The organism is Geobacillus uzenensis, assembly GCF_002217665.1.
GTDB lineage: Bacteria > Bacillota > Bacilli > Bacillales > Anoxybacillaceae > Geobacillus > Geobacillus subterraneus.
On the sequence record NZ_NEWL01000008.1, the window covers coordinates 41,169 to 63,208 of the forward strand.

Genomic DNA, 22,040 nt, shown 5'->3' on the forward strand with positions numbered 1-22,040 from the left:
CTTAGCCAAACGCCGCCCATGGCTTTAACTTTACATCGTTCACGGCCGGAAATCAATCTTTTTTTCTCTTTCGAGCATGGCGAACCGATTTTACCTATTGGTGAATGTGCACAAATTCGGTAAAATATACGTAAAAGCGGTCACATTTTATGTCAGCCAAAGGAGCACGGTGTATGGAATCGTTGGAAAAGCGAGTGGCCAAGCTCGAATTTCACCAGTCATTGCTGATGGAAATGGTGGATGAAGCGAAAAAACCGTTTTACTCCCTCATCATCCGCGCCGATTTAACAAAGGAAGAAGTCGACGCGTTCCTTTCGTTTTGCCAGGAGCTCGCCGAACAATATGAGCAGCAAAAAGCGGAAGGATTGACGATCTTTACTCCCCTGCTCGTGCAATTTGCCGGGATGCTTCATCCGAACCTTCCGCTTGAACAAACAGTTGATGCCATGTTAGCCCAACAAATGTTTGTGCCGCTCATGACCGAGCTAAAAACGCTCATCCGAACCGTCAGTTAGCCTGACCGGCCAGTTCCTTCTCGTGCTCTTCCGCTTTTGGCGCCCGCTTGACGAGCTTGCCGTCCTGCTCGACGAAATCTTCTTTAATGTTTTCGAACGCCCGCTCAAAAATCTCCATAAAATCGTCTCCGTAAATATTGCGGACGATGCACATCATTTCTAAAATTTCAGGAAACTTCCCATACAGCTCGCGCAGCGGCAACGCCCCGTTAAAGACAGCGTTTTTTGTCGGATCGTACGTCTCCATCAATTTCATCAGCACTTCTTCGCCTTTTTCCGTCAGCTCAATGTACGTGTTGCGCTTGTCATCTTGCTTTTTCGAAAACGAAAGCAGCCCTTTTTCTTCCAACTTTTTCGAGAAGTTAAACGCCGTCGAAACGTGCATCACGCCAAATTTGGCGATTTCCGAAATCGAAGCACCTTTGAAATGGTAAGCAATCCATAAAATGTGGTGTTCGTTAATGTTCAAGTCAAACGGCTTAATCCATTGCTGCCAATCTTTTTCAATCGATTTCCACAGCGCCTTGCTTAGCTGGGCGATCCGTTGGCTAAATAACATAGCCTCTTTGACGGAATAATGCTGTTCTGTCGCTTTCATCGTTCCACCCACTCTTCCCTCACCGTATTTTTTGCTTTCTATTATATCAATAAAACAAAAAGGAATAAAGACAAAAACATTTATTTTTATAATTTTTTTTGCATATTCATAGTAGTAAGCATAAAACGTTTGCCGCATACAGGAGGAGAACATAATGATGTATATACAATGGCTGCTTTCTGCTGTTGGATTCTTATTTTTCTGTCTTTTTATAAACACCTTTTTTGCCTTATGGAAAGCGCGGGCGTATCCGCCGAAAGCGCTGTTGAAAGAGCAGGCTGTGCGCTATATTGGAATAGCGTCCATCTGTCTGCTCGCCGCTTGGCTTCTTGGCTACGCCTAGCACTTATTTGAATTTTCACATAACAAAAGATGAAAACAGGCCGGGAATGGGCATTTTTTCGCCCGTCCCCTTGATAGCAAAAAACCCGACCAGCAATGATCGGGTTTTTTGCCGTTTACACGTGCGCTGTCACGTTCATCCGCCGGAAAATCGATGCCACGATCGGATAGACGATGACCATCGCTACTGTGTTCAATGCCGCGGCTGGCAGCACAACGGTGACAAACAGCGCCGAAAACGCCGTTCCGCCCGGCAACCCGACGAGCAGGAGCGCCGCCGTCAAAAATACCGCGCCGGAGATGACGGTGCCGACAGCCGTCAACACCGCGGCCCCGACAACTGTTTGGCTATATTTTTTCAGCAAGGTCACTAGGGCAAACACAACAAAGGCAGTGATGATTTTATCGATTACATTAGGCAGCTGACCGCCTGGGAACGTCGTCGTCATGGCGGAAATCAAGCCGGTGGCGACACCGACAAGGCCGGCCGCTTTGGCGCTTGGAAACAACAAAATCGCCAAAAACATCATCGCCAGCATCATATCCGGCTTCATGCCGGCAAACAGCCCGGGAATGACCGCGTGCAACACAGCTCCAATTCCGACTAACAGCGCCATCGATACTAATGTTCTCACATTCATGCTCATCTCTCCTCATCTCTCCTCATCTATTCTCCTGCTTGAGAATGTTTCTATCATTATATCACTTTGCCGTGTAAAAGTGAAGAAGAAATTTTCAGGCAAAACGACGGCGGAAGTCGTTCATAAACGATGCGAGCGCCTCGCACGCCTCAAGCGGCACCGCGTTGTAAATCGACGCCCGGCAGCCGCCGACCGACCGATGTCCACCGAGCCCGATAAAGCCCCGCTCTTTCGCCTCAACAAGGAACGCCTTCGTCAGTTCTTCGCTCGGCAGCGTGAACGTGACGTTCATGAGCGAGCGGCTTCCTTTTTCTGCATGTGGTCTGTAAAAGCCGCCGCTTTCGTCAATGGCCTCATACAGCACGGCCGCTTTTTGCCGGTTGCGCGCTTCGATCGCCGTCACGCCGCCCTGTTCTTCAACCCATTCGAGCACGAGCGACAACATATAAATCGCAAACGTCGGCGGTGTGTTGTATAGCGAATTGCTTTTTTGGTGCGTCCGGTAGTCGAGCATCGTCGGCAGCCCGTCCGGAATGCGTTCAAGCAAATCGTTGCGGAGGATGACGACCGTGACCCCCGACGGGCCAAGATTTTTTTGCGCCCCGGCGTAAATCAAGGCAAACTTGCCGACATCAAACGGCCGACTCAAAATGTCGCTTGACATATCAGCGATAAGATCAGCCGGCACATCCGGGAACTCCTGCCATTGCGTGCCGAAAATCGTGTTGTTGGACGTAATATGGACGTAGGCAGCATCCTTTGGCCATTTCACGTCGTCCAACGCCGGAATATGCGTGTAGTTCGCCTCTTTGCTTGACGCGACGACTGTTGTCAAGCCGACTTTTTGTGCTTCTTTCAGCGCTTTTTCCGACCATGCGCCGGTTAAAATGTAGCAGCCGATTTTCCCTTCGGTGAGGAAATTCATCGGCACCATCGAAAATTGCAGACTCGCCCCGCCTTGCAAAAACAAAACATCATAGTCATCCGGTACGTTGAGGAGCCGTTTGAGCCGCTCTTGCGCCGCACGATGGACGGTATCATACTCTTTGCTCCGGTGGCTTAATTCCATCACCGACATGCCGGTGCCCTGAAAATTGAGCAGCTCCTTTTGCGCCCGTTCGAGCACCGGCAGCGGCAACGCCGACGGGCCGGCATTGAAATTGTACGCGCGTTTCATTGTCATCCCTCACTTTATTGTCCAAGTAGTCCATTTGATATTACTATCCTAACATGAATTTTTAAAAAAGAAAGGGAATTTTTCGAAAAAAGCGTTTTCAAATGATGCTTTCCAAAAAAGAAAGCCCTTGGATCTTACAAGGGCTTCGCCTGCTTTCGCCGTTCTCGCTCTTGGCGGATGCGCTCCATATAAATTTCCCCTTCTTTTTCAATGAACACCTCATCGATTTCCCGCTCCCGCGCCGCTGTTTTCACGGTCATATAGCCGCTGAAAATAATGCCGGCAACAACTAAGTAAATCCACCACGGCAAGCTAAGCATCGCCATCCCCCTTTTTCATGTGCTTGTCTTACTAAACTATACGCGCAAGCAGACAACCGTATGCATAAAGAAAGAGACGGACATGCCGCCTCTTTCTTCGGGACAACGCTTATGCTTCGTTTCGCTCTTTCTTTTTCCTCTTCGCTTTCCTCCACTGTCGGCGCAGCTCATTCAACTTTTCTTTCGCCTGTTCGTGCTGAGTCGTTGGGACGATTTCAATGACCGGTTCGATCACGCCTCATCCCTCCTTTGCATGACGCTATTTTTCATTACCCGCTTTCTTTGGTGCTGAAACAGCCAAAAACGCCGGCTTGTAAAATGAACGGTTGTCAAGGGCAAAAATGCGTTCCGTGAACTCACCCGGCTTCACCTTTTCCAGCGCGCGGTCGATCATATTCATTTTCGCATCCAAATTATCAATATAATGAAGCACTTCCGCCTCTTTGACAAGCGGCGGCTTCGGGCTGCCCCACTCCGCTTTGCCATGGTGCGACAGAACGAGATGCTGCAAAATGACGACTTCTTCACCTTGAATGCTGAGCTGCTCGGCCGCCTTGCTAATTTCGCTGACCATGATTGAAATATGACCGAGCAAATTGCCTTCAAGCGTATACACCGCCGATACTGGGCCGGACAGTTCGATCACTTTGCCAAGGTCATGCAAAATAATGCCGGCATAAAGCAAGTCTTTATTGAGCGACGGATACAAACGGACAAGCGCCTCAGCAAGTTCGAGCATCGAGACGACGTGATACGCCAGTCCAGAAATAAACTCATGATGGTTTTTCGTCGCCGCTGGATACTCAAAAAACGGCTTTTCATATTTCTTCAGCAAATAACGCGTAATGCGCTGAATGTTTGGATTTTCCATGGAAAATATGTAATCCATCACTTTCGCCTTCATTTCCTCACGAGTAAGCGGAGCAGTCTCTAAAAAATCATCAACACGCACCGCTTCGCTCGGATGGGCGGGGCGGATCGAGCGGATGCGAAGCTGCAGTTTGCCGCGGTAATTATGAATATCACCGACCACTTTGACAATGCATTCCGGCGCGTACCGTTCCTCATCGTCAGGAGACACATCCCACAGCTTTGCTTCAATGTCGCCGCTTTTATCTTGTAAAATTAATGTTAAAAACGGCTTGCCGTTGCTGGCAATGCCTTTCGTTGCGGATTTGATGAGCAAAAAGAGATCAACTTGTTCCCCAACCTCATAATGGATGATGCCTTTCGCCACTTCGTTCTCCTCCGTTTCTCTGTACGTATTTTCTAGTATATCATAACGGGCAAAGGGCAAAAAGAAAGCCTTGCCGAAACGGCAAGGGAACATTAGCCCAAACGGCCCGTCCACTGTTTATTTTTTTGTCAGCTGGATGGCCTGTTTTATATCCTTGAAAATGTTCATTCGTCCATACATCAGCACGCCGCCTCGGTACACTTTGGCGCCAAAATAAATGAGCAAGGCAATCGTCGCCGCCAAAAGCGCAAGGCAAAGCGCCACTTCCCATCCCGGCACGGAAACGAGGCCAATGCGCAAAAACATGAGCATCGGCGCGAAAAAGGGAACGAACGAAGCGCCGGTCACGAACGCCGACTCTGGCGCATTCAAGCCAAACATCGCGATCATAAAGGCAGCGACAACCAGCATCATGACCGGCGTAATCGCCGGCTGTACATCCTCAACCCGGCTGACGAGCGAACCGAGCACGGCAAACAGCACCGCGTACAAGAGGTAACCGAGCAAGAAAAAAACGAGTGCATACACAAAGATTGAGGCCGGCAGGTGATCCAATCCGAGGAAACGCCACACTTCCTGTCCGCTCGTTTTTAACGCGGCGAACGCAACGGCGAAAAACACGAAAAATTGCGTCAAGCTGACAAGCGCAACGCCGATGATTTTGCCAAACAGCTGTTGGACTGGCGGGACGCTTGACACTAAAATTTCCATCACGCGCGACGATTTTTCCGTCGCCACCTCCGTCGCGATCATGCCGCCATACATCAAGACGAACATATACATCGCGAACAGAAGGACATAAACGAGAGAGCGCGCTTCGTTCAGCTCCTCTTCCGTCTTCGCGTTTTTTTCCAATGCCACCTTTTGGAACGGAACCGGTTTGGAAAGCTCCGCCATCTGTTCATCCGTCAGCCCGAGCTTAGCAGCTGAAAGTGCTGTTTTCAGCTGGCTTAGCGCTCGTTCCAACACCTCAGGCGTCTGATTGTCCACAATCGTATTGGCATAATACACCGCTGCCGGCAATCCTTCCGCATCCATCGACAAGACGAGCAATCCGTCCCATTTGCCTTCTTTGACCGCTTCTTTCGCTTCGTTTTCCATATCCGTAATTTTCGTCAACGCGATTTGATTATGGTTTGCCTGCTTCGCAAGCGGACCGTACAAAGATCCCGTGCGGTCAATGACCGCGACATGAGGCTTTTCATCACCGGTGAAAAACTCAATGATCGGCTGAATGTTGGCCACCCCGATGATCAACAGGCAAGTGATGGCAGTGGTCACCAAAAATGCTTTCGCCTTCAGCTTCGTCTGATACGTATGTACCGCCACAAGGAAAAACTTATTCATACGCCGCACCTACTTTTTCAATAAAGATATCATTCAGAGACGGTTCCTCCAAGGCAAACAGACGAACCGCGAATTTTCCTGCTATATGACCGAGTATCGCTTGCGCCGTCTCCTCATTGGCGATTTGCAGCCGCACCCCTTCCGCCGTCCGCTTCCACTGCAAAACACCAGGAAACCGCGCCAATTGTTCAAACGGTCCGTCTCCTTGAATGATAAGAATTTGCTTGCCAAACGAACGTTTCAGTTCACGCAGCGCTCCCGCCACCACCGCGCGGCCGCGGCGCAAAATGCATACATGCTCGCACAACTCTTCGACGTGTTCCATCCGATGACTTGAAAAAACAATGGTTGTTCCGTTTCGTTTTAAATCAAGCACCGCCTCTTTCAACAGCTCGACGTTTACCGGATCAAGTCCACTGAAAGGCTCATCTAAGATTAATAGATTCGGTCGATGAAGCACAGCGGCAATAAACTGGATTTTTTGTTGGTTGCCTTTCGACAACTCCTCAACCCGCTTGTTGGCGTAATCACGGATATGAAAACGCTCGAGCCAGCGATTGATTTCTGGGACAATATCGGCCTTTTTCATTCCGCGCAACCGTCCTAAATACAAAAGCTGCTCTTGCACTTTCAACTTCGGATACAATCCGCGCTCTTCCGGCAAATAACCGATCAGGTGACTTTTAGAGTAATCAATCGATTCTCCTTGCCACCGAATCGTGCCTTCTGTCGGCAATAGGAGCCCTAAAATCATCCGAAAGGTTGTCGTTTTTCCCGCTCCATTTGCCCCAAGCAATCCAAACATTTTCCCTTCTGGAACCGTCAACGTCAAATGATCAACAGCCGTCGTCTGACCAAATCGCTTCGTCACATCAATGATCTCTAAACTCATCCACATTCCCCCAAAATAAAATGAAATTTCCACCCCTATATATAACGTCTACCACCTAAAAAAAGTTTCAACCACAAGCAGGAATTTTCCTTATGATTCGCTAATGAAAAAGAAGTGAATCATGATTCAGCGAAGGGAGATGTTCACATGCCGACGTATACGTTGACCGCTTTTGAACGTAATGGAGAAAAGTTGCTTGATGAGACATTTGAAGCGGCCAATGATGAGGAAGCAAAAAAAATCGGCGAACAGAAGCTGCGCGAACGCGGCTGTTTTGATAAGACACATCGCTGCGTCAACGCAAGCGGCAAGCTGATTTTGTTTCACCGCTAAGCGAAAACACCCCGGGCGCCCGGGGTGTTTTCGCTCAGCCAAACAAGGCGGCCATGATGGTCAATTTTTCTTCTGTATATTCCATAAAATGTTCGTTATACACCTTCGGCTCTTTCGGATTCGCCTGACGGGTGAGTTTCCTTGTTTTCGGGTCGACAAATTTGCTTGACGCCCCGCAGCCGAGTCCGATGATCGACTGCTGCTCTTCCATGATCATAATATTGTAAATGCTCTCATGTCCCGGCAAGGCGTAACCGACATTTTCGAGATTGCCGAGAATATTTTTTTGCCGATACAAATAATACGGCACATAACCATGCTTGCTCGTCCACTCTTCGGCCGCTTTCATCATCGCCTGTATTTCTTCGCGGCCGGCGACTTTATACTTTTGTTTGTTTTTCGTCATTTCCGAAGCCCGCTTAAACGACAGCGTATGAACGGTGAGCGACTCCGGCATGAGCCGTTCCGTCTCGGCGAGCGTATGCGTAAACTCCGGCAGCCCTTCGCCAGGCAGGCCGATAATTAAGTCCATATTAATATTGTTCATCCCCATTTTTCGTGCCAAGTGAAATTTGTTGATCGTTTCCTCAACAGTATGATGGCGGCCGATCGCTTTTAACGTCTCTTGGATATACGATTGCGGATTGATGCTAATGCGGTCGATCCGCCATTTTTTCAAGACGTCAAGCTTTTCTGGCGTAATCGTGTCCGGCCGCCCAGCTTCGACGGTTATTTCACGGATGCGGTCGACATCTGGAAATACGTTGTACATATGGGCGTACAGCCGGTCCATTTCCTCGGCCGTAATGCTCGTCGGCGTCCCGCCGCCGTAATAAATCGTCGTAATCCGGATGCCGCGTTCGCGCAAAAAGCGGCCGACCGCTTCCATTTCGTAATGAAGCCCGGCTAAAAAGGCGTCAACCGACCCTTGGCGGCCGTTGATTGCATACGCCGGAAACGTGCAGTACGCACATTTCGTCGGACAAAACGGAATGCCGATATAAATGCTCACTTCATGGGCCAAATCGTACAAGTCCGGCACCACCGTGAGCTGGCGGTCAACGATCGCTTGCATGAGCTCGATTTTTTCTTTTGTTACTAAATATTCTTGCGCTAGCTTCCGATGCGCCTCTTCTTTCGTCATCCCGGAACGCAGCAGCTGATGAAGCAGCTTCACCGGGCGGACGCCGGTTAAAATGCCCCACGGCTGCACGATGCCGGTATAACGTTCAAGAAGCGTTATATACACATGGAAAACCGCGTTTTTCAACTGTTTTTCGCGCGCTTTTCCATCGGCTTCAGCCGGCGCCTCATGCTCATGCCCGGCCTCCTCGACGCGCCCGGACGTCCGATCCGCCAGCGTTCCGGAAACGGTGATGCGGCCGTTCTCGTTAACAGTAAACGAAACGGAGATATCCGCTTCCGGAAGCGGCGTAAATGAAAGCGCGGCCGATTCAAAAAACAGCTCGCTCATCACTTCGAGCGGACGCTGAAACCGTTCGGGATTCGGCAGTCCTTGAATTTCGATACGCACGTTCATCACCTTTTCTGTCAAACTTCTTTCAGTGTACAGAACTGCTGTTTCCCTCGTCAAGCGGAAGAATGCACCTCCCCCGCCGCCTTTACGGGAAAGCGCCGCTTCGATCCAGGTGATGAAAAAATCAACGATGCAAACAGACCACAGATCGTTTCTCGATGGCGGTTTCAGAAAGAAAAAAAGAGGTCTCCAACACAACGGGACCCCCTTTTTTCAATAGGCTATATATACATTGAACGGTTTCACAATTCGATATGCTCTGTCCCACTAGAGAGCAGACCGCTTTTGAGTCAGTCCCCTCCCTTGCCGTTTACTGTTTCGTTTTAAGTTTTTGCAAAAATTCGATTCGCTGTTGTTTGCGGAAATGTTCTTTTACCATGTAAGCGACGCCGAGCTGTTCGTTCGAGCGCGTCACCCAGTCGGCTGCCCGCTTCACCTCGGCCGGCGCATTGCCCATGGCGACGCCAAGCCCAGCCGCCTCAATCACCGGCAAGTCGTCAACGCCATCGCCGATCACTACCGTTTCTTTGAGCGATACGCCGATATGCTGAGCGAGCCGGCGCAGCCCAGCGAGCTTGGATACGCCTTGCGGGACAATTTCCATTTTTCCGCCCGGCTGCATAATCATATCAATGGACGGAACGGATTTCGCCAGCACAGCCGCGGCTTCATCCCGCTCCGCATCCCCGGCAAAATAGACATCCATTTTCGGCACGGCCATCGGTTCGTCGATCAGCACATCGCCGAGCGAATCGACAAACTGGGTCGGGTAGAAAAACGGATCGCTTGACGAGAGCACTGTCTGTACGACGAGATTTTTTTTCACTTTTTTCCGGTTGCCGAGCGAATACCGCTCATGCATCAGACGAATATTGCAGTTAAAGTTTTCCAAAATCTGCACAATGTTAAACGTCCGCTCTTCTGGAATTACCGCCTCAAACAGCTTGTCATCAAGCGTTTTGCCGATGATCGCCCCTTGAAAGGTGATAAGCAACCCATCAAGCCGCAGCGCTTTGGCCACTTTGCGGGCGGAGAGCAAATTGCGGCTCGTGATTAATGTGACGTAAACCCCTTTTCGCTTCACATAGTCGACCGCCTCTTTCGTTTCGCGCGGCAGGCGGCCGTTATTTTTCAAAATGGTTCCATCGATGTTGAGCGCTAACAGCTTATACACGGCTGTCTCCCCCTTTTGTCCGTCCCTCGTTTTCCGTCAACTTTCTTTGACGCCGCCTCTTCATCTGCTAGCGGCAGCTTTGCATTTCCTGTCATTCTCATGACTATGACAGAACGGACAAAAAAAGAACACCCGACCGGGTGTTCTTTCCTATTTTTCTCCCATCAACGAACGATGCAACTCTTCGAGCGGTTTCATGGCGATCTGTTGGACTTCAGCGATCGTCATGCTCATTTGCTGCTCGAGTGCCATCAAGCGAGCTAATTTGGCGTTTTGCTGGGCGAGCGCCATCGCCTTTTGCGCCTGTTCCATTTCATCCGGCAAGATGGCCGCTCCGCGCATTTGTTTTTCGTGCAGCCGGAGCTGAATGTCGCGGAAGTTGGCAAACAGCCGGTAGGCGGTTTCATCACGACGGACATCTTCGTACGCGTGTTTCAGCTGCTGAAATGGCTGGCTCGCCCGAATCGCCTGCTCAAGCTGTCTGGCGAGCGCGTGAAGAGATTCAGACATAAAAAGAGCCTCCTACACGAATATCGTTCACGTTCTAACGTATGCGCCAACGGGCGGCGATATGCCCAAAGCTACAGCCATAAGCCGATCGTGCCTTGAACGGCGCCGATCAGCGCGCCAAGCAAAGCGCCCAAATACGTAATCATTTTCAGCTCGCGGCGGGCAATTGATAAAATGATCGCCTCTAATCTTCTTAGTGAAAACGACTCCACTTGATCGCGGACAATGTCTGCCAATCCAAGCTGCGCCACGATTCCCTCGATCTTATCACCAAGCACATGGATCGCTTTGCCCGTTGCCTGTGGAACGAGACGGTCAAACAGTTCCTGTTCATACGGAGCGACAAGCTCGGCGATGGGGCGGTGCAGCCAGCCGTTGCTCCGCACAAGACGACGGGCGGCGGCGCGCACCGCCTCGTGAATACGCTGGCGCCCGATCATCCCTTCCACAGCGGCCAGCGGATAGTCGAGCCACTTGTTCCATTCCGTCCAAAGAAGGCGGGCTAGCATCGTTCTTGTACCGGCATGGCGTAAAAATTTGCTCAGCTCCGATTGCACTTTATCAACGAGATTGACATTGCCGAGCAACATGTGCAACATGCCTCCGACCATCCCTCTCTCTTGGAAAAAGCGGTCAACCATGCCCGCCAGCTGCCGTTTTCCTTCTTCGCTGCTGAAATAGTCAAGCACCCGGTCAGCCAAGTAGTCGGCCAATGTGTCGATGCGCGCCTCCATCGCCCCCTTCAATTCCGGCGGCAATAGATCGCGAATAGGCCGCAGACGCCACGTTTCCCCCCATCGTTCATACGCCTGCTCCGCTTGTTCAGCTGCCAGCTCACTAAGCCGCTCATCAGGCAAATGGACGCTGAGGCGTTCAAGCAGTTGGGCCGGTGTTTCCCGGCGCGAAAGCCACCGTTTCAACCATTCGCGCCCCCAATCAGCCGCCCCCGCCGCGAAGGCAGAATCGGTGAGCTTGCGCCGCAGCCCTTCCGGCGTCACTAAATGCTCAACGACCGTTTTCCCGAGCTGTTCGGCGAGTTCCCGCTTCCGTTTCGGGATCAAGCCGGGAGTTAGCGGCAGCCGCTTCCCGCCTATGTAGATTGGTTCATATGGGCGAAACAACATGACGATCGCGATAAAGTTCGTCACCCCGCCGATGAGCGCCCCGACCGCCATCATAAACACCAAATAAACGAACGTGTCCATCGTCTTCCCCTTTCGTCCGTACCGCTGTCACCAAACGGCCTCCCCCATCATACGATACGGTATAAACGTTTGCCTAATTTTCCATTATAGAGCTTACCTGACGAATGCGCAAATGAGGGACTGCGATGAGCAAACAACGAACCGTTGCCGTGCTGACGGAAATAAAGGAAACAAGTGAACAAACATCGTTTAGGTCCATTCATCGTTTTTGCGAAGAATTGGCGCAATACGGGAAAGAGCGCGGCCTCTTTTTTTACGTCACATCGCCGTCGCTTTACTTGCAGCGCACCGGCTATCAATGGATTGACGGCGAGTGGGCGAAACGGGACGTGCCCCCGGCTGACGTGGTCTACAACCGGCTTCACTCGCGGCAATCGGAACATTCTCCTTTGTTCGCTGAATTGCTCATCCGTCTTGCCGAGGAAGGCGGGGCGATGTTCAACCGCCGTTTTTTGCATAAATGGGAAGTATACCGCCTGTTCGAGCGTCACGAATACTTGCACCCGCATTTGCCCAAAACGGCGTTATGGAGCAGCGAGGATGTGCTGGAGTCATTTCTCGGCGCCTTCCCATCCGTCTTTCTCAAACCGATCCACGGCAGTCAAGGACGGGGGATCTTCTGCCTTGAACGTTCAGACGGCGGAATTCGCCTTCGCCATTCCACTTCCGCTTCAGCAGCCATATACAGCTCAACAGACACATTAGCTTCCGCTTTACGGCGACGAACGAAGCTGCCAATGATCGTTCAACAAGGGCTTGAGCTCCGCACGCTTGACGGCCGCCCGGTCGATTTCCGGCTCCTTTGCCATCGCGTCCGCAACAATCATTGGCGCGTCACCTCAGCCGTTGCCCGCGTAGCGCCGCCCGATCAGTTTGTGGCCAACCTCGCCCGCGGCGGGGAACTGATGGCGATCAATGCGGTATTGCGGAAATGGCATACGGCGTCGGACGCCTTCCACCAAAAACAGCTTCTCAAAGAAATTGCAATTGAAGCAGCGACTGTGCTCGCGTTCGAGGCGGAAGGGCTGTACGGGGAGTTTGGCATCGATCTCGCCATCGATGTTCATGGGCAGCCATGGATCATTGAGGTGAATACAAAGCCGTCGAAACAGACAGAGACGACGGCTGCCTCACAAACCGTTCGCCCGTCGGCGAAAGCGATTATTGACTACTGTTTGACACTGATAGAGGAAAAGGAGTGAACGACATTGATTTCACTCGGTTTTGTCACCCTTGACGAACAGCAAGAGCGCGGGTATTGCACCGAGGTGGCCAAACGCGCCGGGCGCTACGGCATTTCGGTTTGCCGTTTTTCACCGTTAAATATCGACCCGCAGACGGAATATGTTCACGGCTCGATCTTTCAGGCGGAAACGAGCGAATGGACCGACGCCGTCTTTGCTATTCCGCCGTTTTTATACGACCGTTGCTTTTACGGCTATGACGATCGTTCGAAAAAAGCGAAACCGATTATGCATTGGCTGAAGCAGCGGCCGGATGTAGTCTTTTTAGGCTACGGCCTGCCGGGCAAGTGGGAGGTGTACGAATCGCTTTCCTCTCACCCGCTTCTGTCAGCGTATGTACCGCCGACCATCCGCCTCGAGCGCGCCGATGACATGCTCGAACTTCTCCGCCATGAACACGCCGTCGTCGCCAAACCGGTGCACGGCTCCGGCGGACGCGGCATTTACATCATTCAAAAACAAGGAAAAACGCTGTCCGTCCAGGACGGGTTTGGCCAAGAACGGACGGTCATCGCCCGCCGGAAAGAACTCGAGCGGCTCATCACCTCTTTGAATCGCCGCGACGGCTATGCGCTGCAGCCGCTTCTTTCGCTGTCCACTCCGGCGCGCGAACCGTTTGATCTCCGCTTTTTCTTGCAAAAAGATGAAACGGGCCGTTGGATCGAACAGGTGCGGGCTGTGCGGATCGGACGCCCGGGAACATGGGTGGCCAACGTCCGCGCTGGTGCCGATATTCGCCCGTTCGCCGATTGGCTTGACCACTTGCCTTCTCCCAAGCGCATCCTGGTGCTTGACGGCATCGAAACGATCATTCGCACACTGCCAACTTATATCGACAGTGAATTCGGACCGCTGTTTGAGATCGGCTTAGACCTTGGCGTGACTGACAACGGAGCGGTCTGGATTTTGGATGTAAATTCGAAACCAGGAAGAAAAGTAATCAGTATTCTCCCGCCGGAGCAGCAAAACGACATCTATGAGGCACCGCTCCGCTACTGTTTGTTTCTAGCAAGCGAGGTGAATCACCGATGACCTATACGTTACTCATTGATGACAAAGGGAAAAACACCGTCACCTTGCCGGCTTCGTTGCAAACATCCGGGCAAACGGCAGCCGCGTTTGGCAGCCTGCTTGTCCCGTGCCGAATCGTTTCCTCTTCCGCACTTACTGACTGCGTGATCATAACAAGCGACATCGCCCGACGCCTGTCCATTCCGTTTGCTGCTAACATCCATGTCTTTTTGACGGCGGAGGCCGTCCACCTCGGCCCGCTCGTCGGCATTTTGACCGCCGGGTTCACCAAGTCGCTCCATCGCCCAGTTGGAAGCCGGAGCTTCTTTTTCGCCAAGTTGCTGGCACAAGAGAAGCAAGTCGGCGGGTTTGCCTTTTTGTTCGGCACTTCTCATATCGACTGGGAAAACGGCATGGTCAACGGTTATTTTTATACGGAACGAGGCTGGGAGCGTCATATCGTGCCGTTGCCGACCGTGATTTACAACCGCCTGCCGAACCGGCGCATCGAAAATGACGAAACATTTCAAACGATCACTGAGACGCTGCAAACCGCCTATGGCATCCCGGTCTTTAATGGCCATTTTTTCAACAAATGGGAGATTTACCGCCGGCTCGCCTCCCATCCCGAAGCGCAGCCATACTTGCCGACGACAGCCGCCCATATCACATGGCAGACGGTCGAACAGTTTCTTGCCCGCCACACAGAGGCATACGTAAAACCGGCCGACGGCAGCCTCGGCCGCGGCATCTACCATTTAACGAAAAAAAATAATGTCTACGAATGCCGTTTTCGCGATGAACAAGGGGAAACGAAAACCGCTCTGTTTCCGACCGCTATGGCATTATGGCACCACTTGCTCGCCAATGCGCCGCTTCACCGCTATGTCATCCAGCAAGCTGTGCCGCTCATGACCGTCAATGGCCGGCCGACGGATTTTCGCGTCCACACCAATAAAAACGAATACGGTCAATGGCAAGTGAGCGCCATTGCCGCCAAAATCGCCGGGAGGCAAAGCATCACCACCCATATGAACAGCGGTGGAATCGTCAAAACGCTCGAAGAAATTTTTCCGGACACCGTCCAACGCGAAACCGTGCTAACCCGCCTGCATCATGCCGCTCTCACGCTTAGCCGTTGCCTTGACGAAACGTCGGAAACATTGATCGGTGAAATTGGCTTTGATCTCGGTGTGGATAAACAAGGGAGAATTTGGATGTTCGAAGCCAACTCCAAACCAGGACGCTCGATTTTTAAGCATCCGGGTCTGAAAGAAGCGGATGAGCGCACGGCGTTGCTGCCGCTTGCTTACGCTGTCCATCTAAGCAAAACGGCCCTCACCGAACCAGAGGCGCTTTGGCCATGATCACCATCGGTTACCGGCGCGACACTGGCGAGTGGGTTTGCGAGGAAGGGAGCGGGCTTTACCGATTTGGCAGCGGCTCTCTCACTTCCGCCGCTTCCCTTCCTGATCTCACTTTTGCTGTCCGTGCGCAAGGCGGGCGGGTCGGGCCGCTTGTTGGCATTTTGATCAGCGCCTCATCTATTCCAGCTTTGCTTGACGGGAGAAAGCGGTGGCTTGAGTCCGTCATCCGCTCGCTCCATGCTGCCGGCGGCATCGCCATCGTCAGTGCCGCCGCCGGCATCGGCGAGAAAGCGGTCTCCGGCTATGTATTCGTCCCGTCGCTCGAGCGTTTTGTCGAGGCATCGACTCCGTTGCCAGACGTCGTCTACAATCGGGTGAAAAGCCGCAAGGAAGAACAAAACACGCCGTTTCAAACAGCGGCCGCCCGGCTTGCTGCCCATGGCATCCCGCTTGTTAACCGTTCCTTTTTCCGCAAATCGGACGTTTACGACGCATTGCGGGCTGACCGTCGGCTTTGGCCGCATTTGTTGCCGACTGCGCCGATTGACACAGTGGACGATGTGCGCGCTTGGCTTGCTCAGTACGGCTGCGTCTATGTAAAACAAGATGACGGCTCAAGGGGAAGCGGTTTGCTCCGTCTCACCTCCTTGCCCGAAGCGGCGGTCATCTGCGAATCCCCCCGCGGCCAAACACGGCTCGGATCGCTCGATGAGCTGGCGCCGCTTGTCCGATCTTGCCGCTACATTGTCCAAGCAGCAGCTGACACCGATACATGGAACGGCCACCGTTACGATTTGCGCGTGCTTGCTCATTGGCAGCGCGGCTGCCACACCATTACCGGCATCGGTGTCCGCCTCGCCGGAACGCAGTCGGTGACCACCCATGTCTTTCATGGCGGAACGGTGTTGCCCTACACCGAAGTCAAAGAACGCATCGACGAACAGGCGCTCGAGCAGCTGATTGCGCTTAGCGGCGCACGGCTTAGCGAGCAGTTCGGCCTTGTCGGCGAATTTTCCGCCGACATCGGCGTCGGCCGCGAGCGGCAGCTATACATTTATGAGATCAATGCGAAACCGATGGTGTTTGATGAATCGGCAATTGAAGCAGAGCGGCTTAAACGGCTCCATCAACTGTTCGCCGAATTAGCTCATCTTGCGCCATAGCTAAAAACTCACCGCTGTACTGAAGAGCCCGGCGAAACACTTGGTCAGCTGCCTGTTTGGCCGCACCGTCCAATCGTTTGCTAATATCCTGGCATAACTTTGCCTTTTCCCATTCTGCTTCAGCAAGGGATTGCAGCAAATCAAAACGGCTGGCATCCGCTTCTTTTTTCCCCCTTGCTTCACCGCATTCCACATCAACGCCAGCCGCTAAATAGTACACATATTGCCAGAGCCGCTGCTGCCGGCAAGCCTCATCTAAGTAGCCGGCCCATGTCGGCTCGTCCGTTTCGAGCTCGGCAAGCTGTCTTGCCTTTTTCTCGGCCGCGGTCGTTATGCCGATCAGTTTTTTTATGGGAACGATCATACCGGATCACTCCTCCCTCGTCTGTTTCTTCTCTATCCATATGACGGCAGCGGATAACGTATGCCTATTCGGCGCAAACTAGGAAAAACAATGAGGGAGGAGCAAAACGATGGAACGAAAAGAAGCCGGACGCCAAGACGCTTTATACGAGGGGCGCGACGAATATTATCTCGATATCGACCGCATGATTAATGAAGGAATGGCCGGCGGCGCCGTGCACGGCCGCGGCGATGAGGTCAATATCGAGGAAGCGCGCGATCTTGTCAAAGAGGAACCTCCTTATGAAGCAGGCGAGTGACCGACGAGCCGACTTTCCCTCCGCCGGGAAGTCGGCTTTTTGTTATAATGAATGAAAAACGACAGAAAGGGTTGCGCCGCGATGTTAAAGGAGCTCGAATCGCTTTACGAAGGGGATATCGTCATTAACGGCCAGCCGGAATATCCAGAGGCATATGAATGGTTTTATACCGCTGACGGCGATGAAATTGGCATCGCCAAACAGCGGTTAACGAAGCGGGAACGGCAATTGTTGACGCTGTTTTTGACCCCAGCCGAACACCGGCGGGAGCGGGAAAGCGAAGAGGAGCGGGCGTGGAAGCGCTGGATGGCGAGCGGCGACCCGGCGGCATCCGCTATGCTGGCTGCTCCGTACTGCCGGCTGATTCACTTTACTGCCAACCGGTCGATCGCGAACAAAGCCGAGTTTACCGAAACAATCCGCAGCTTGTTTGAGTCCCCGATCACGATCGTTTGGGACAAAGACAGGGGCGGCCTGATCATCGAAGCGAGGCAAAAACGAACGGCTGAACTGCCCTTGCTGACGGAGATGGCTGACGCGCTCGCCGCCGATTTTTACGCTGCAATCCATCTATTTATCGGTCCGGTCCGTCCGGTCGACGATCGGCTATATGAATCGTTTCTCCTCGAAAAAGAATGTTTTGCCGCTGCCCGCCGCTTTTGGCCGAAGCAGACGGTGTATGAGTGGGAAGATGTCATTCCACTTCCCCTCCTTGGCGCTGGCATCGATGAGAAGACTGCTCAACTCTTATCGTTTCTCGATGAGTTTGATGAAGATGAAATCCGGGCAATGGAGACGTTTTTGCAATGCAATTTAAACGTCTCGATGGCGGCGAAAAAGCTGTATATGCACCGCAACAGTTTGCAATACCGGATCGATAAATGGACGGAGCAAACCGGTATCGACATCAAGCGATTTAAAGGGGCGGCAGCGATCTACTTAGCTATTTTGCACCGCCGCCGCTCTTGATCCCCGATGCACCGTCTTGTCATGTCGCCGAAAACGGGCGGCATTTTTTGTGCATCTTGTCCATTTACCAATGTTCGTATTTTTCTATACACTAGTACTACAAGAAAACGATTTCAATAACAGGGGGGATTCACGATGGCAGAACTCGTTCTCGATCATATTTACAAAATTTACGACAACAATGTCACCGCCGTCAAAGATTTCAACTTACATATTCAAGATAAGGAGTTTATCGTCTTTGTCGGTCCGTCCGGCTGCGGCAAATCGACGACATTGCGGATGGTCGCCGGTCTTGAGGAAATTTCAAAAGGCGATCTCTATATCGACGGCAAGCGGATGAACGATGTGCCGCCGAAAGACCGCGATATTGCCATGGTGTTCCAAAACTATGCCCTTTACCCGCATATGAGCGTTTATGACAACATGGCATTCGGCTTAAAGCTTCGCAAGTTCCCAAAAGCGGAAATCGAGAAACGCGTCCGCGAGGCGGCCCGCATCCTCGGGCTCGAACAATACTTAGACCGGAAACCGAAGGCGCTCTCCGGCGGACAGCGGCAGCGCGTGGCATTAGGGCGCGCCATCGTCCGCGATGCGAAAGTATTTTTAATGGATGAACCGCTTTCAAACTTGGATGCGAAACTGCGCGTGCAAATGCGTTCGGAGATTGCCAAGCTCCACCAGCGTCTGGAAACAACGACGATTTACGTCACCCACGACCAAACGGAAGCGATGACGATGGCGACTCGCCTTGTCGTCATGAAAGACGGCGTCATCCAGCAAGTCGGGACGCCGCGCGAAGTGTACGAAAGACCGGAAAACATTTTCGTCGGCGGCTTTATCGGTTCTCCGGCCATGAACTTTATTAAAGGGACGCTGCAAGACGGCAAATTTGTTGTCGACCGCACATCGTTCGGCATTCCGGAAGGAAAAATGAAAGTATTGCGCGACCAAGGGTATATCGGCAAGGAAGTCATTTTAGGCATCCGTCCGGAGGACATTCACGACGAGCCGCTCTTCTTGGAGGCATCGCCGGCGACAAAAATTACAGCGCACGTTGAAGTCGCCGAGCTGCTTGGCGCCGAATCGATGATTTACTCGAACATCGACGGCCAGGAGTTCGTCGCCCGCATTGACGCCCGCACCGAGATCAAACCGGGCCACCGCATTGACCTCGCTTTGGATATGAACAAAGCGCACTTCTTTGACATTGAAACGGAGCGGCGCATTCGAGCGGCGGACGAAAAGTAAGCCCCCCTTTTGTTTCGATATAGATGCAATAGGCTCTAGCGTTGTGCTAGAGCCTATTCTTTAATAAAGCGCACTTCCTCTTCACGGCAGTGCGGGCAATAAAACAAGTGAACGCACTCATGGTTCGTATAGGTGCGCGGGTAACCGTCGACAAACTTCATGATGTCTGCATCCATATACGGACTGTAATCATCGAAATAGTCAGTAATTTTCCCTTGGTCTTCCATCGGCTGCCGGCAGTAGCTGCAGTATACCGTCATCCGGCGCAGCCCGTTGCAAAGCGGGCACACATTCATGCTGCTTCCTCCTCTAAGATGCTCCTTATTTTACATATTCCCTAATGATGACGGCGATAAAACGTTAAAAATTACCACATCCCCACGATGAATAACGGGCTAAAAACGACCCAAACTATGAGTACCGCCAGCCAAATAGGCCACCCGCCATAACGACTATGCTGGCGAAGGCAAAAGCGGGTGGGCGTTGGGTTCAGCCAAGCTTGGCAGCGCGCCTTACGGCGTGCGGCGCTGGTGCAAATCCAGCCAACCCAGCCATCAAAATTTACAAGAGGAGATGATCAACTATGGCACGCAACAATAACAATAACCAACTGTTAGTCGCTGGTGCCCAACAAGCCATCGACCAAATGAAATTCGAGATCGCTCAAGAGTTTGGTGTCAACCTTGGCGCTGATACGACTTCCCGCGCGAACGGTTCGGTCGGCGGTGAAATTACGAAACGCCTTGTAGCGATGGCCCAACAACAACTCGGCGGCCAATTCGGCAACGTTCAATAACCTTTTCAGAGACAATTCCATATAGATGGCAAAAGCCCCAGGCGGTCAGCCTGGGGCTCTTTCATCTCATCGTCACATGCCTCCTGCCTGCTCAGCGAGCGGTTGGCTCAAGGAGACGAGCACTTTGCGAATGCGTCGGTTATCCACTTGACGGACGGTCAGCGTCAGTGGGCCGTACTGCAACGTTTCGCCGACTGCCGGAATGCGCTCAAACATTTCAAAAATCCAGCCGCCTAACGTATGTGATTCGCTTTCCGGCACATCGATCTTCATCACTTCACAAAACTCGTCAAGCGGCAGTTCGGCGCTGAATTCAAAGCTATGCTCATCGATTTGGCGCACCGTTTTCACTGCTTCATCATGCTCATCCCATATTTCCCCAACGATCTGCTCGATAATATCCTCGAGCGTAATCAAGCCGGCCGTGCCGCCGAACTCATCGACGACGATCGCCATATGCACTTTGCTTTTTTGCAGTTCCGGCAGCAGGTCGGATACTTTCATCGATTCAACGACAAACAGTGGCTGGCGCAACAACTCGCGGATGCGCACATCGTGCTTTTGTACAAGTTCGCTGAAAAAGTCGCTTTCCGACAAAATGCCGATGACATTGTCAATATCCCCTTCATACACCGGAATGCGAGAGTACCGTTCTTCCAAAAACACGTCGCGGATCTCTTCAATCGGCTGATTCACCTCAACCGCCACCATATCGGCGCGCGGCGTGAAAATTTCTTCGACTAAAATTTCATCAAAATCGAGCGAACGTTGGATCAGTTCTTTTTCTTTGTTGTCAATAACCCCTTCTTCTTCACTCAGTTCGACCATCACTTTAATATCCTCTTCCGTGACGGCCGGCGCGGCGGCCCCGTTGGCGAACCGTCGGGCAATTCGTTCCCTTATGGCATGGAACAATGCCGTTATGGGCGCCATTAGTTTCATCAGCCCGTAGGCGAGGCTGGCATACCGAATCGCGAGCGGTTCTGCCTGCTCTTTCGCCATCGATTTTGGCAAAATTTCACCGAAGACGACGGACAAGATCGTCATCACCGCAATCGAGACAAATAACCCCGTCTGTTCCCCAAGCAGTGAAGCAGCGATATGAATAAACAGCGCGACCGCTGTGATGCTCGTCAGACGGTTGGCAATCGCGAGCGTCAACAACGCGCGATCAAGCTGTTCGATCACCGCCTGCAGACGCTTGTTGTGTGGGCGCTCTCCCGCATAATGCTTTAACCGGGTTTTGCTTGCCGATGAAAACGCCGCCTCGGCCGAAGCGAACAATGCGTTTACGAGCAGGAAAAGAAAAAACCAACCGAACAACCTTAACGGCCACTCTTCCAACGAATCTTCACACTCCTATAGGAACATGACTATGTTATTCATATCCATTTTTTCGCCGAAACATGCCTGTGAATACAAAGTTTGCCTTACCCGACGGAAGCGGCTGTACATGCCACGAGTCGTCGATTTCCGTCCTTCACTTTAAATATAACAAATTTTTTGCCAACTGGCTACAATGGATAGGTTGTATTTCCAAATAAACCCAAAATTAAAACACGCCGGAGCGCGCCGGCGCGTTTTAGGATTCAAGCCAACAAGATCCAATAAAATACACGAGCACCAACAATGAAGCAATGTTCAGCGTAATTGACCACTCATCCATTCATCTTCCCCTCCCGTTCTCATCGTACCATATTGACGGGCGGAAGAAGCGGGAAAAGAAAGAACGCTTTTTGACAGTTTGGTGAC

General features: G+C 52.0%; 26 protein-coding genes. 11 read left to right on the forward strand and 15 right to left on the reverse strand.

Annotated features, from left to right (window positions below; genetic code table 11):
* The first annotated feature begins 173 nt into the window (after window positions 1-173).
* Complete coding sequence (locus B9L21_RS12825) at window positions 174-515, forward strand: YhaI family protein (protein ID WP_008882061.1); 342 nt, start codon at window positions 174-176, stop codon at window positions 513-515.
* On the opposite strand, the gene B9L21_RS12830 is transcribed toward B9L21_RS12825, so the two are convergent.
* The gene (locus B9L21_RS12830) at window positions 508-1,113 is read right to left on the reverse strand and encodes an HTH-type transcriptional regulator Hpr (protein ID WP_172796450.1); all 606 of its coding nucleotides are present in this window, start codon (window positions 1,111-1,113) and stop codon (window positions 508-510) included. The genes B9L21_RS12825 and B9L21_RS12830 overlap by 8 nt on opposite strands.
* Window positions 1,114-1,267: 154 nt before the next feature.
* Between B9L21_RS12830 and B9L21_RS12835 the strand changes: the two genes are divergently transcribed.
* On the forward strand, window positions 1,268-1,456 hold the full coding sequence (locus B9L21_RS12835) for a hypothetical protein (protein WP_063166653.1): 189 nt from the start codon (window positions 1,268-1,270) through the stop codon (window positions 1,454-1,456).
* 115 nt (window positions 1,457-1,571) lie between these two features.
* Here the strand turns inward: B9L21_RS12835 and B9L21_RS12840 are convergent, their stop codons facing one another.
* The 7 genes from B9L21_RS12840 to B9L21_RS12870 form a co-directional block, all read right to left on the reverse strand.
* The gene (locus B9L21_RS12840; RefSeq protein WP_063166654.1) at window positions 1,572-2,096 is read right to left on the reverse strand and encodes a tryptophan transporter; all 525 of its coding nucleotides are present in this window, start codon (window positions 2,094-2,096) and stop codon (window positions 1,572-1,574) included.
* A 94-nt stretch (window positions 2,097-2,190) separates the two neighbouring features.
* Window positions 2,191-3,273 carry a 3-phosphoserine/phosphohydroxythreonine transaminase gene (gene serC / locus B9L21_RS12845; RefSeq protein ID WP_063166655.1) on the reverse strand — a complete coding sequence of 361 codons (1,083 nt, stop codon included), beginning with the start codon at window positions 3,271-3,273 and terminating at the stop codon, window positions 2,191-2,193.
* Window positions 3,274-3,407: 134 nt separating this feature from the next.
* The gene (locus B9L21_RS12850; RefSeq protein WP_063166656.1) at window positions 3,408-3,593 is read right to left on the reverse strand and encodes a sporulation YhaL family protein; all 186 of its coding nucleotides are present in this window, start codon (window positions 3,591-3,593) and stop codon (window positions 3,408-3,410) included.
* A gap of 109 nt (window positions 3,594-3,702) precedes the next feature.
* Window positions 3,703-3,828: a hypothetical protein gene (locus B9L21_RS12855; protein WP_063166657.1), complete on the reverse strand. Its 126-nt coding sequence runs from the start codon at window positions 3,826-3,828 to the stop codon at window positions 3,703-3,705.
* Window positions 3,829-3,852: 24 nt separating this feature from the next.
* Entirely contained in the window at window positions 3,853-4,830 is a 978-nt protein-coding gene (yhaM, locus tag B9L21_RS12860) for a 3'-5' exoribonuclease YhaM (protein ID WP_063166658.1), read from the reverse strand.
* A 117-nt stretch (window positions 4,831-4,947) separates the two neighbouring features.
* On the reverse strand, window positions 4,948-6,177 hold the full coding sequence (locus tag B9L21_RS12865; protein WP_033011575.1) for an ABC transporter permease: 1,230 nt from the start codon (window positions 6,175-6,177) through the stop codon (window positions 4,948-4,950).
* The gene (locus tag B9L21_RS12870; RefSeq protein WP_063166659.1) at window positions 6,170-7,069 is read right to left on the reverse strand and encodes an ABC transporter ATP-binding protein; all 900 of its coding nucleotides are present in this window, start codon (window positions 7,067-7,069) and stop codon (window positions 6,170-6,172) included. The genes B9L21_RS12865 and B9L21_RS12870 overlap by 8 nt, the downstream gene beginning before the upstream one ends.
* A gap of 147 nt (window positions 7,070-7,216) precedes the next feature.
* Here B9L21_RS12870 and B9L21_RS12875 point away from each other — a divergent pair, with 147 nt between their 5' ends.
* Window positions 7,217-7,402: a YhzD family protein gene (locus B9L21_RS12875; RefSeq protein WP_008881599.1), complete on the forward strand. Its 186-nt coding sequence runs from the start codon at window positions 7,217-7,219 to the stop codon at window positions 7,400-7,402.
* Window positions 7,403-7,436: 34 nt separating this feature from the next.
* Here the strand turns inward: B9L21_RS12875 and B9L21_RS12880 are convergent, their stop codons facing one another.
* From B9L21_RS12880 to B9L21_RS12895, 4 genes are all read right to left on the reverse strand, one after another.
* Entirely contained in the window at window positions 7,437-8,942 is a 1,506-nt protein-coding gene (locus tag B9L21_RS12880; RefSeq protein WP_063167413.1) for a coproporphyrinogen III oxidase, read from the reverse strand.
* A 307-nt stretch (window positions 8,943-9,249) separates the two neighbouring features.
* On the reverse strand, window positions 9,250-10,113 hold the full coding sequence (locus B9L21_RS12885; protein WP_063166660.1) for a Cof-type HAD-IIB family hydrolase: 864 nt from the start codon (window positions 10,111-10,113) through the stop codon (window positions 9,250-9,252).
* 150 nt (window positions 10,114-10,263) lie between these two features.
* On the reverse strand, window positions 10,264-10,623 hold the full coding sequence (locus B9L21_RS12890; protein ID WP_063166661.1) for a YlbF family regulator: 360 nt from the start codon (window positions 10,621-10,623) through the stop codon (window positions 10,264-10,266).
* Window positions 10,624-10,694: 71 nt separating this feature from the next.
* Complete coding sequence (locus B9L21_RS12895) at window positions 10,695-11,828, reverse strand: DUF445 domain-containing protein (RefSeq protein WP_063166662.1); 1,134 nt, start codon at window positions 11,826-11,828, stop codon at window positions 10,695-10,697.
* Between the two features lie 125 nt (window positions 11,829-11,953).
* Between B9L21_RS12895 and B9L21_RS12900 the strand changes: the two genes are divergently transcribed.
* Genes B9L21_RS12900 through B9L21_RS12915 form a run of 4 tightly spaced genes read left to right on the forward strand, consistent with a single transcriptional unit; the run spans window position 11,954 to window position 16,613 of the window.
* Complete coding sequence (locus tag B9L21_RS12900; RefSeq protein WP_063166663.1) at window positions 11,954-13,030, forward strand: YheC/YheD family protein; 1,077 nt, start codon at window positions 11,954-11,956, stop codon at window positions 13,028-13,030.
* Between the two features lie 6 nt (window positions 13,031-13,036).
* Complete coding sequence (locus B9L21_RS12905) at window positions 13,037-14,104, forward strand: YheC/YheD family protein (RefSeq protein ID WP_063166664.1); 1,068 nt, start codon at window positions 13,037-13,039, stop codon at window positions 14,102-14,104.
* Window positions 14,101-15,450: a YheC/YheD family protein gene (locus B9L21_RS12910; RefSeq protein WP_063166665.1), complete on the forward strand. Its 1,350-nt coding sequence runs from the start codon at window positions 14,101-14,103 to the stop codon at window positions 15,448-15,450. Before B9L21_RS12905 ends, B9L21_RS12910 begins: the two co-directional genes overlap by 4 nt.
* On the forward strand, window positions 15,447-16,613 hold the full coding sequence (locus B9L21_RS12915) for a YheC/YheD family protein (RefSeq protein WP_063166666.1): 1,167 nt from the start codon (window positions 15,447-15,449) through the stop codon (window positions 16,611-16,613). Before B9L21_RS12910 ends, B9L21_RS12915 begins: the two co-directional genes overlap by 4 nt.
* Here B9L21_RS12915 and B9L21_RS12920 read toward each other — a convergent pair.
* Window positions 16,564-16,977 (reverse strand): hypothetical protein, encoded by a 414-nt coding sequence (locus B9L21_RS12920; protein WP_063166667.1) that lies wholly within the window; start codon window positions 16,975-16,977, stop codon window positions 16,564-16,566. The genes B9L21_RS12915 and B9L21_RS12920 overlap by 50 nt on opposite strands.
* Window positions 16,978-17,086: 109 nt before the next feature.
* Here B9L21_RS12920 and B9L21_RS12925 point away from each other — a divergent pair, with 109 nt between their 5' ends.
* The 3 genes from B9L21_RS12925 (at window position 17,087) to B9L21_RS12935 (ending at window position 19,492) form a co-directional block, all read left to right on the forward strand.
* Window positions 17,087-17,275 (forward strand): hypothetical protein, encoded by a 189-nt coding sequence (locus B9L21_RS12925; RefSeq protein ID WP_063166668.1) that lies wholly within the window; start codon window positions 17,087-17,089, stop codon window positions 17,273-17,275.
* 81 nt (window positions 17,276-17,356) lie between these two features.
* On the forward strand, window positions 17,357-18,244 hold the full coding sequence (locus B9L21_RS12930) for a PucR family transcriptional regulator (RefSeq protein ID WP_063166669.1): 888 nt from the start codon (window positions 17,357-17,359) through the stop codon (window positions 18,242-18,244).
* Between the two features lie 135 nt (window positions 18,245-18,379).
* Window positions 18,380-19,492 (forward strand): ABC transporter ATP-binding protein, encoded by a 1,113-nt coding sequence (locus B9L21_RS12935; RefSeq protein WP_063166670.1) that lies wholly within the window; start codon window positions 18,380-18,382, stop codon window positions 19,490-19,492.
* A gap of 53 nt (window positions 19,493-19,545) precedes the next feature.
* Here B9L21_RS12935 and B9L21_RS12940 read toward each other — a convergent pair whose 3' ends face one another.
* A complete protein-coding gene (locus tag B9L21_RS12940) occupies window positions 19,546-19,788 on the reverse strand; it encodes a hypothetical protein (RefSeq protein WP_063166671.1) in 243 nt (80 codons plus the stop codon).
* Window positions 19,789-20,075: 287 nt separating this feature from the next.
* Here B9L21_RS12940 and B9L21_RS12945 point away from each other — a divergent pair, with 287 nt between their 5' ends.
* On the forward strand, window positions 20,076-20,288 hold the full coding sequence (locus tag B9L21_RS12945; protein WP_008881613.1) for an alpha/beta-type small acid-soluble spore protein: 213 nt from the start codon (window positions 20,076-20,078) through the stop codon (window positions 20,286-20,288).
* Between the two features lie 72 nt (window positions 20,289-20,360).
* Here the strand turns inward: B9L21_RS12945 and B9L21_RS12950 are convergent, their stop codons facing one another.
* On the reverse strand, window positions 20,361-21,632 hold the full coding sequence (locus tag B9L21_RS12950; protein WP_063166672.1) for a hemolysin family protein: 1,272 nt from the start codon (window positions 21,630-21,632) through the stop codon (window positions 20,361-20,363).
* Between the last annotated feature and the right edge of the window lie 408 nt (window positions 21,633-22,040).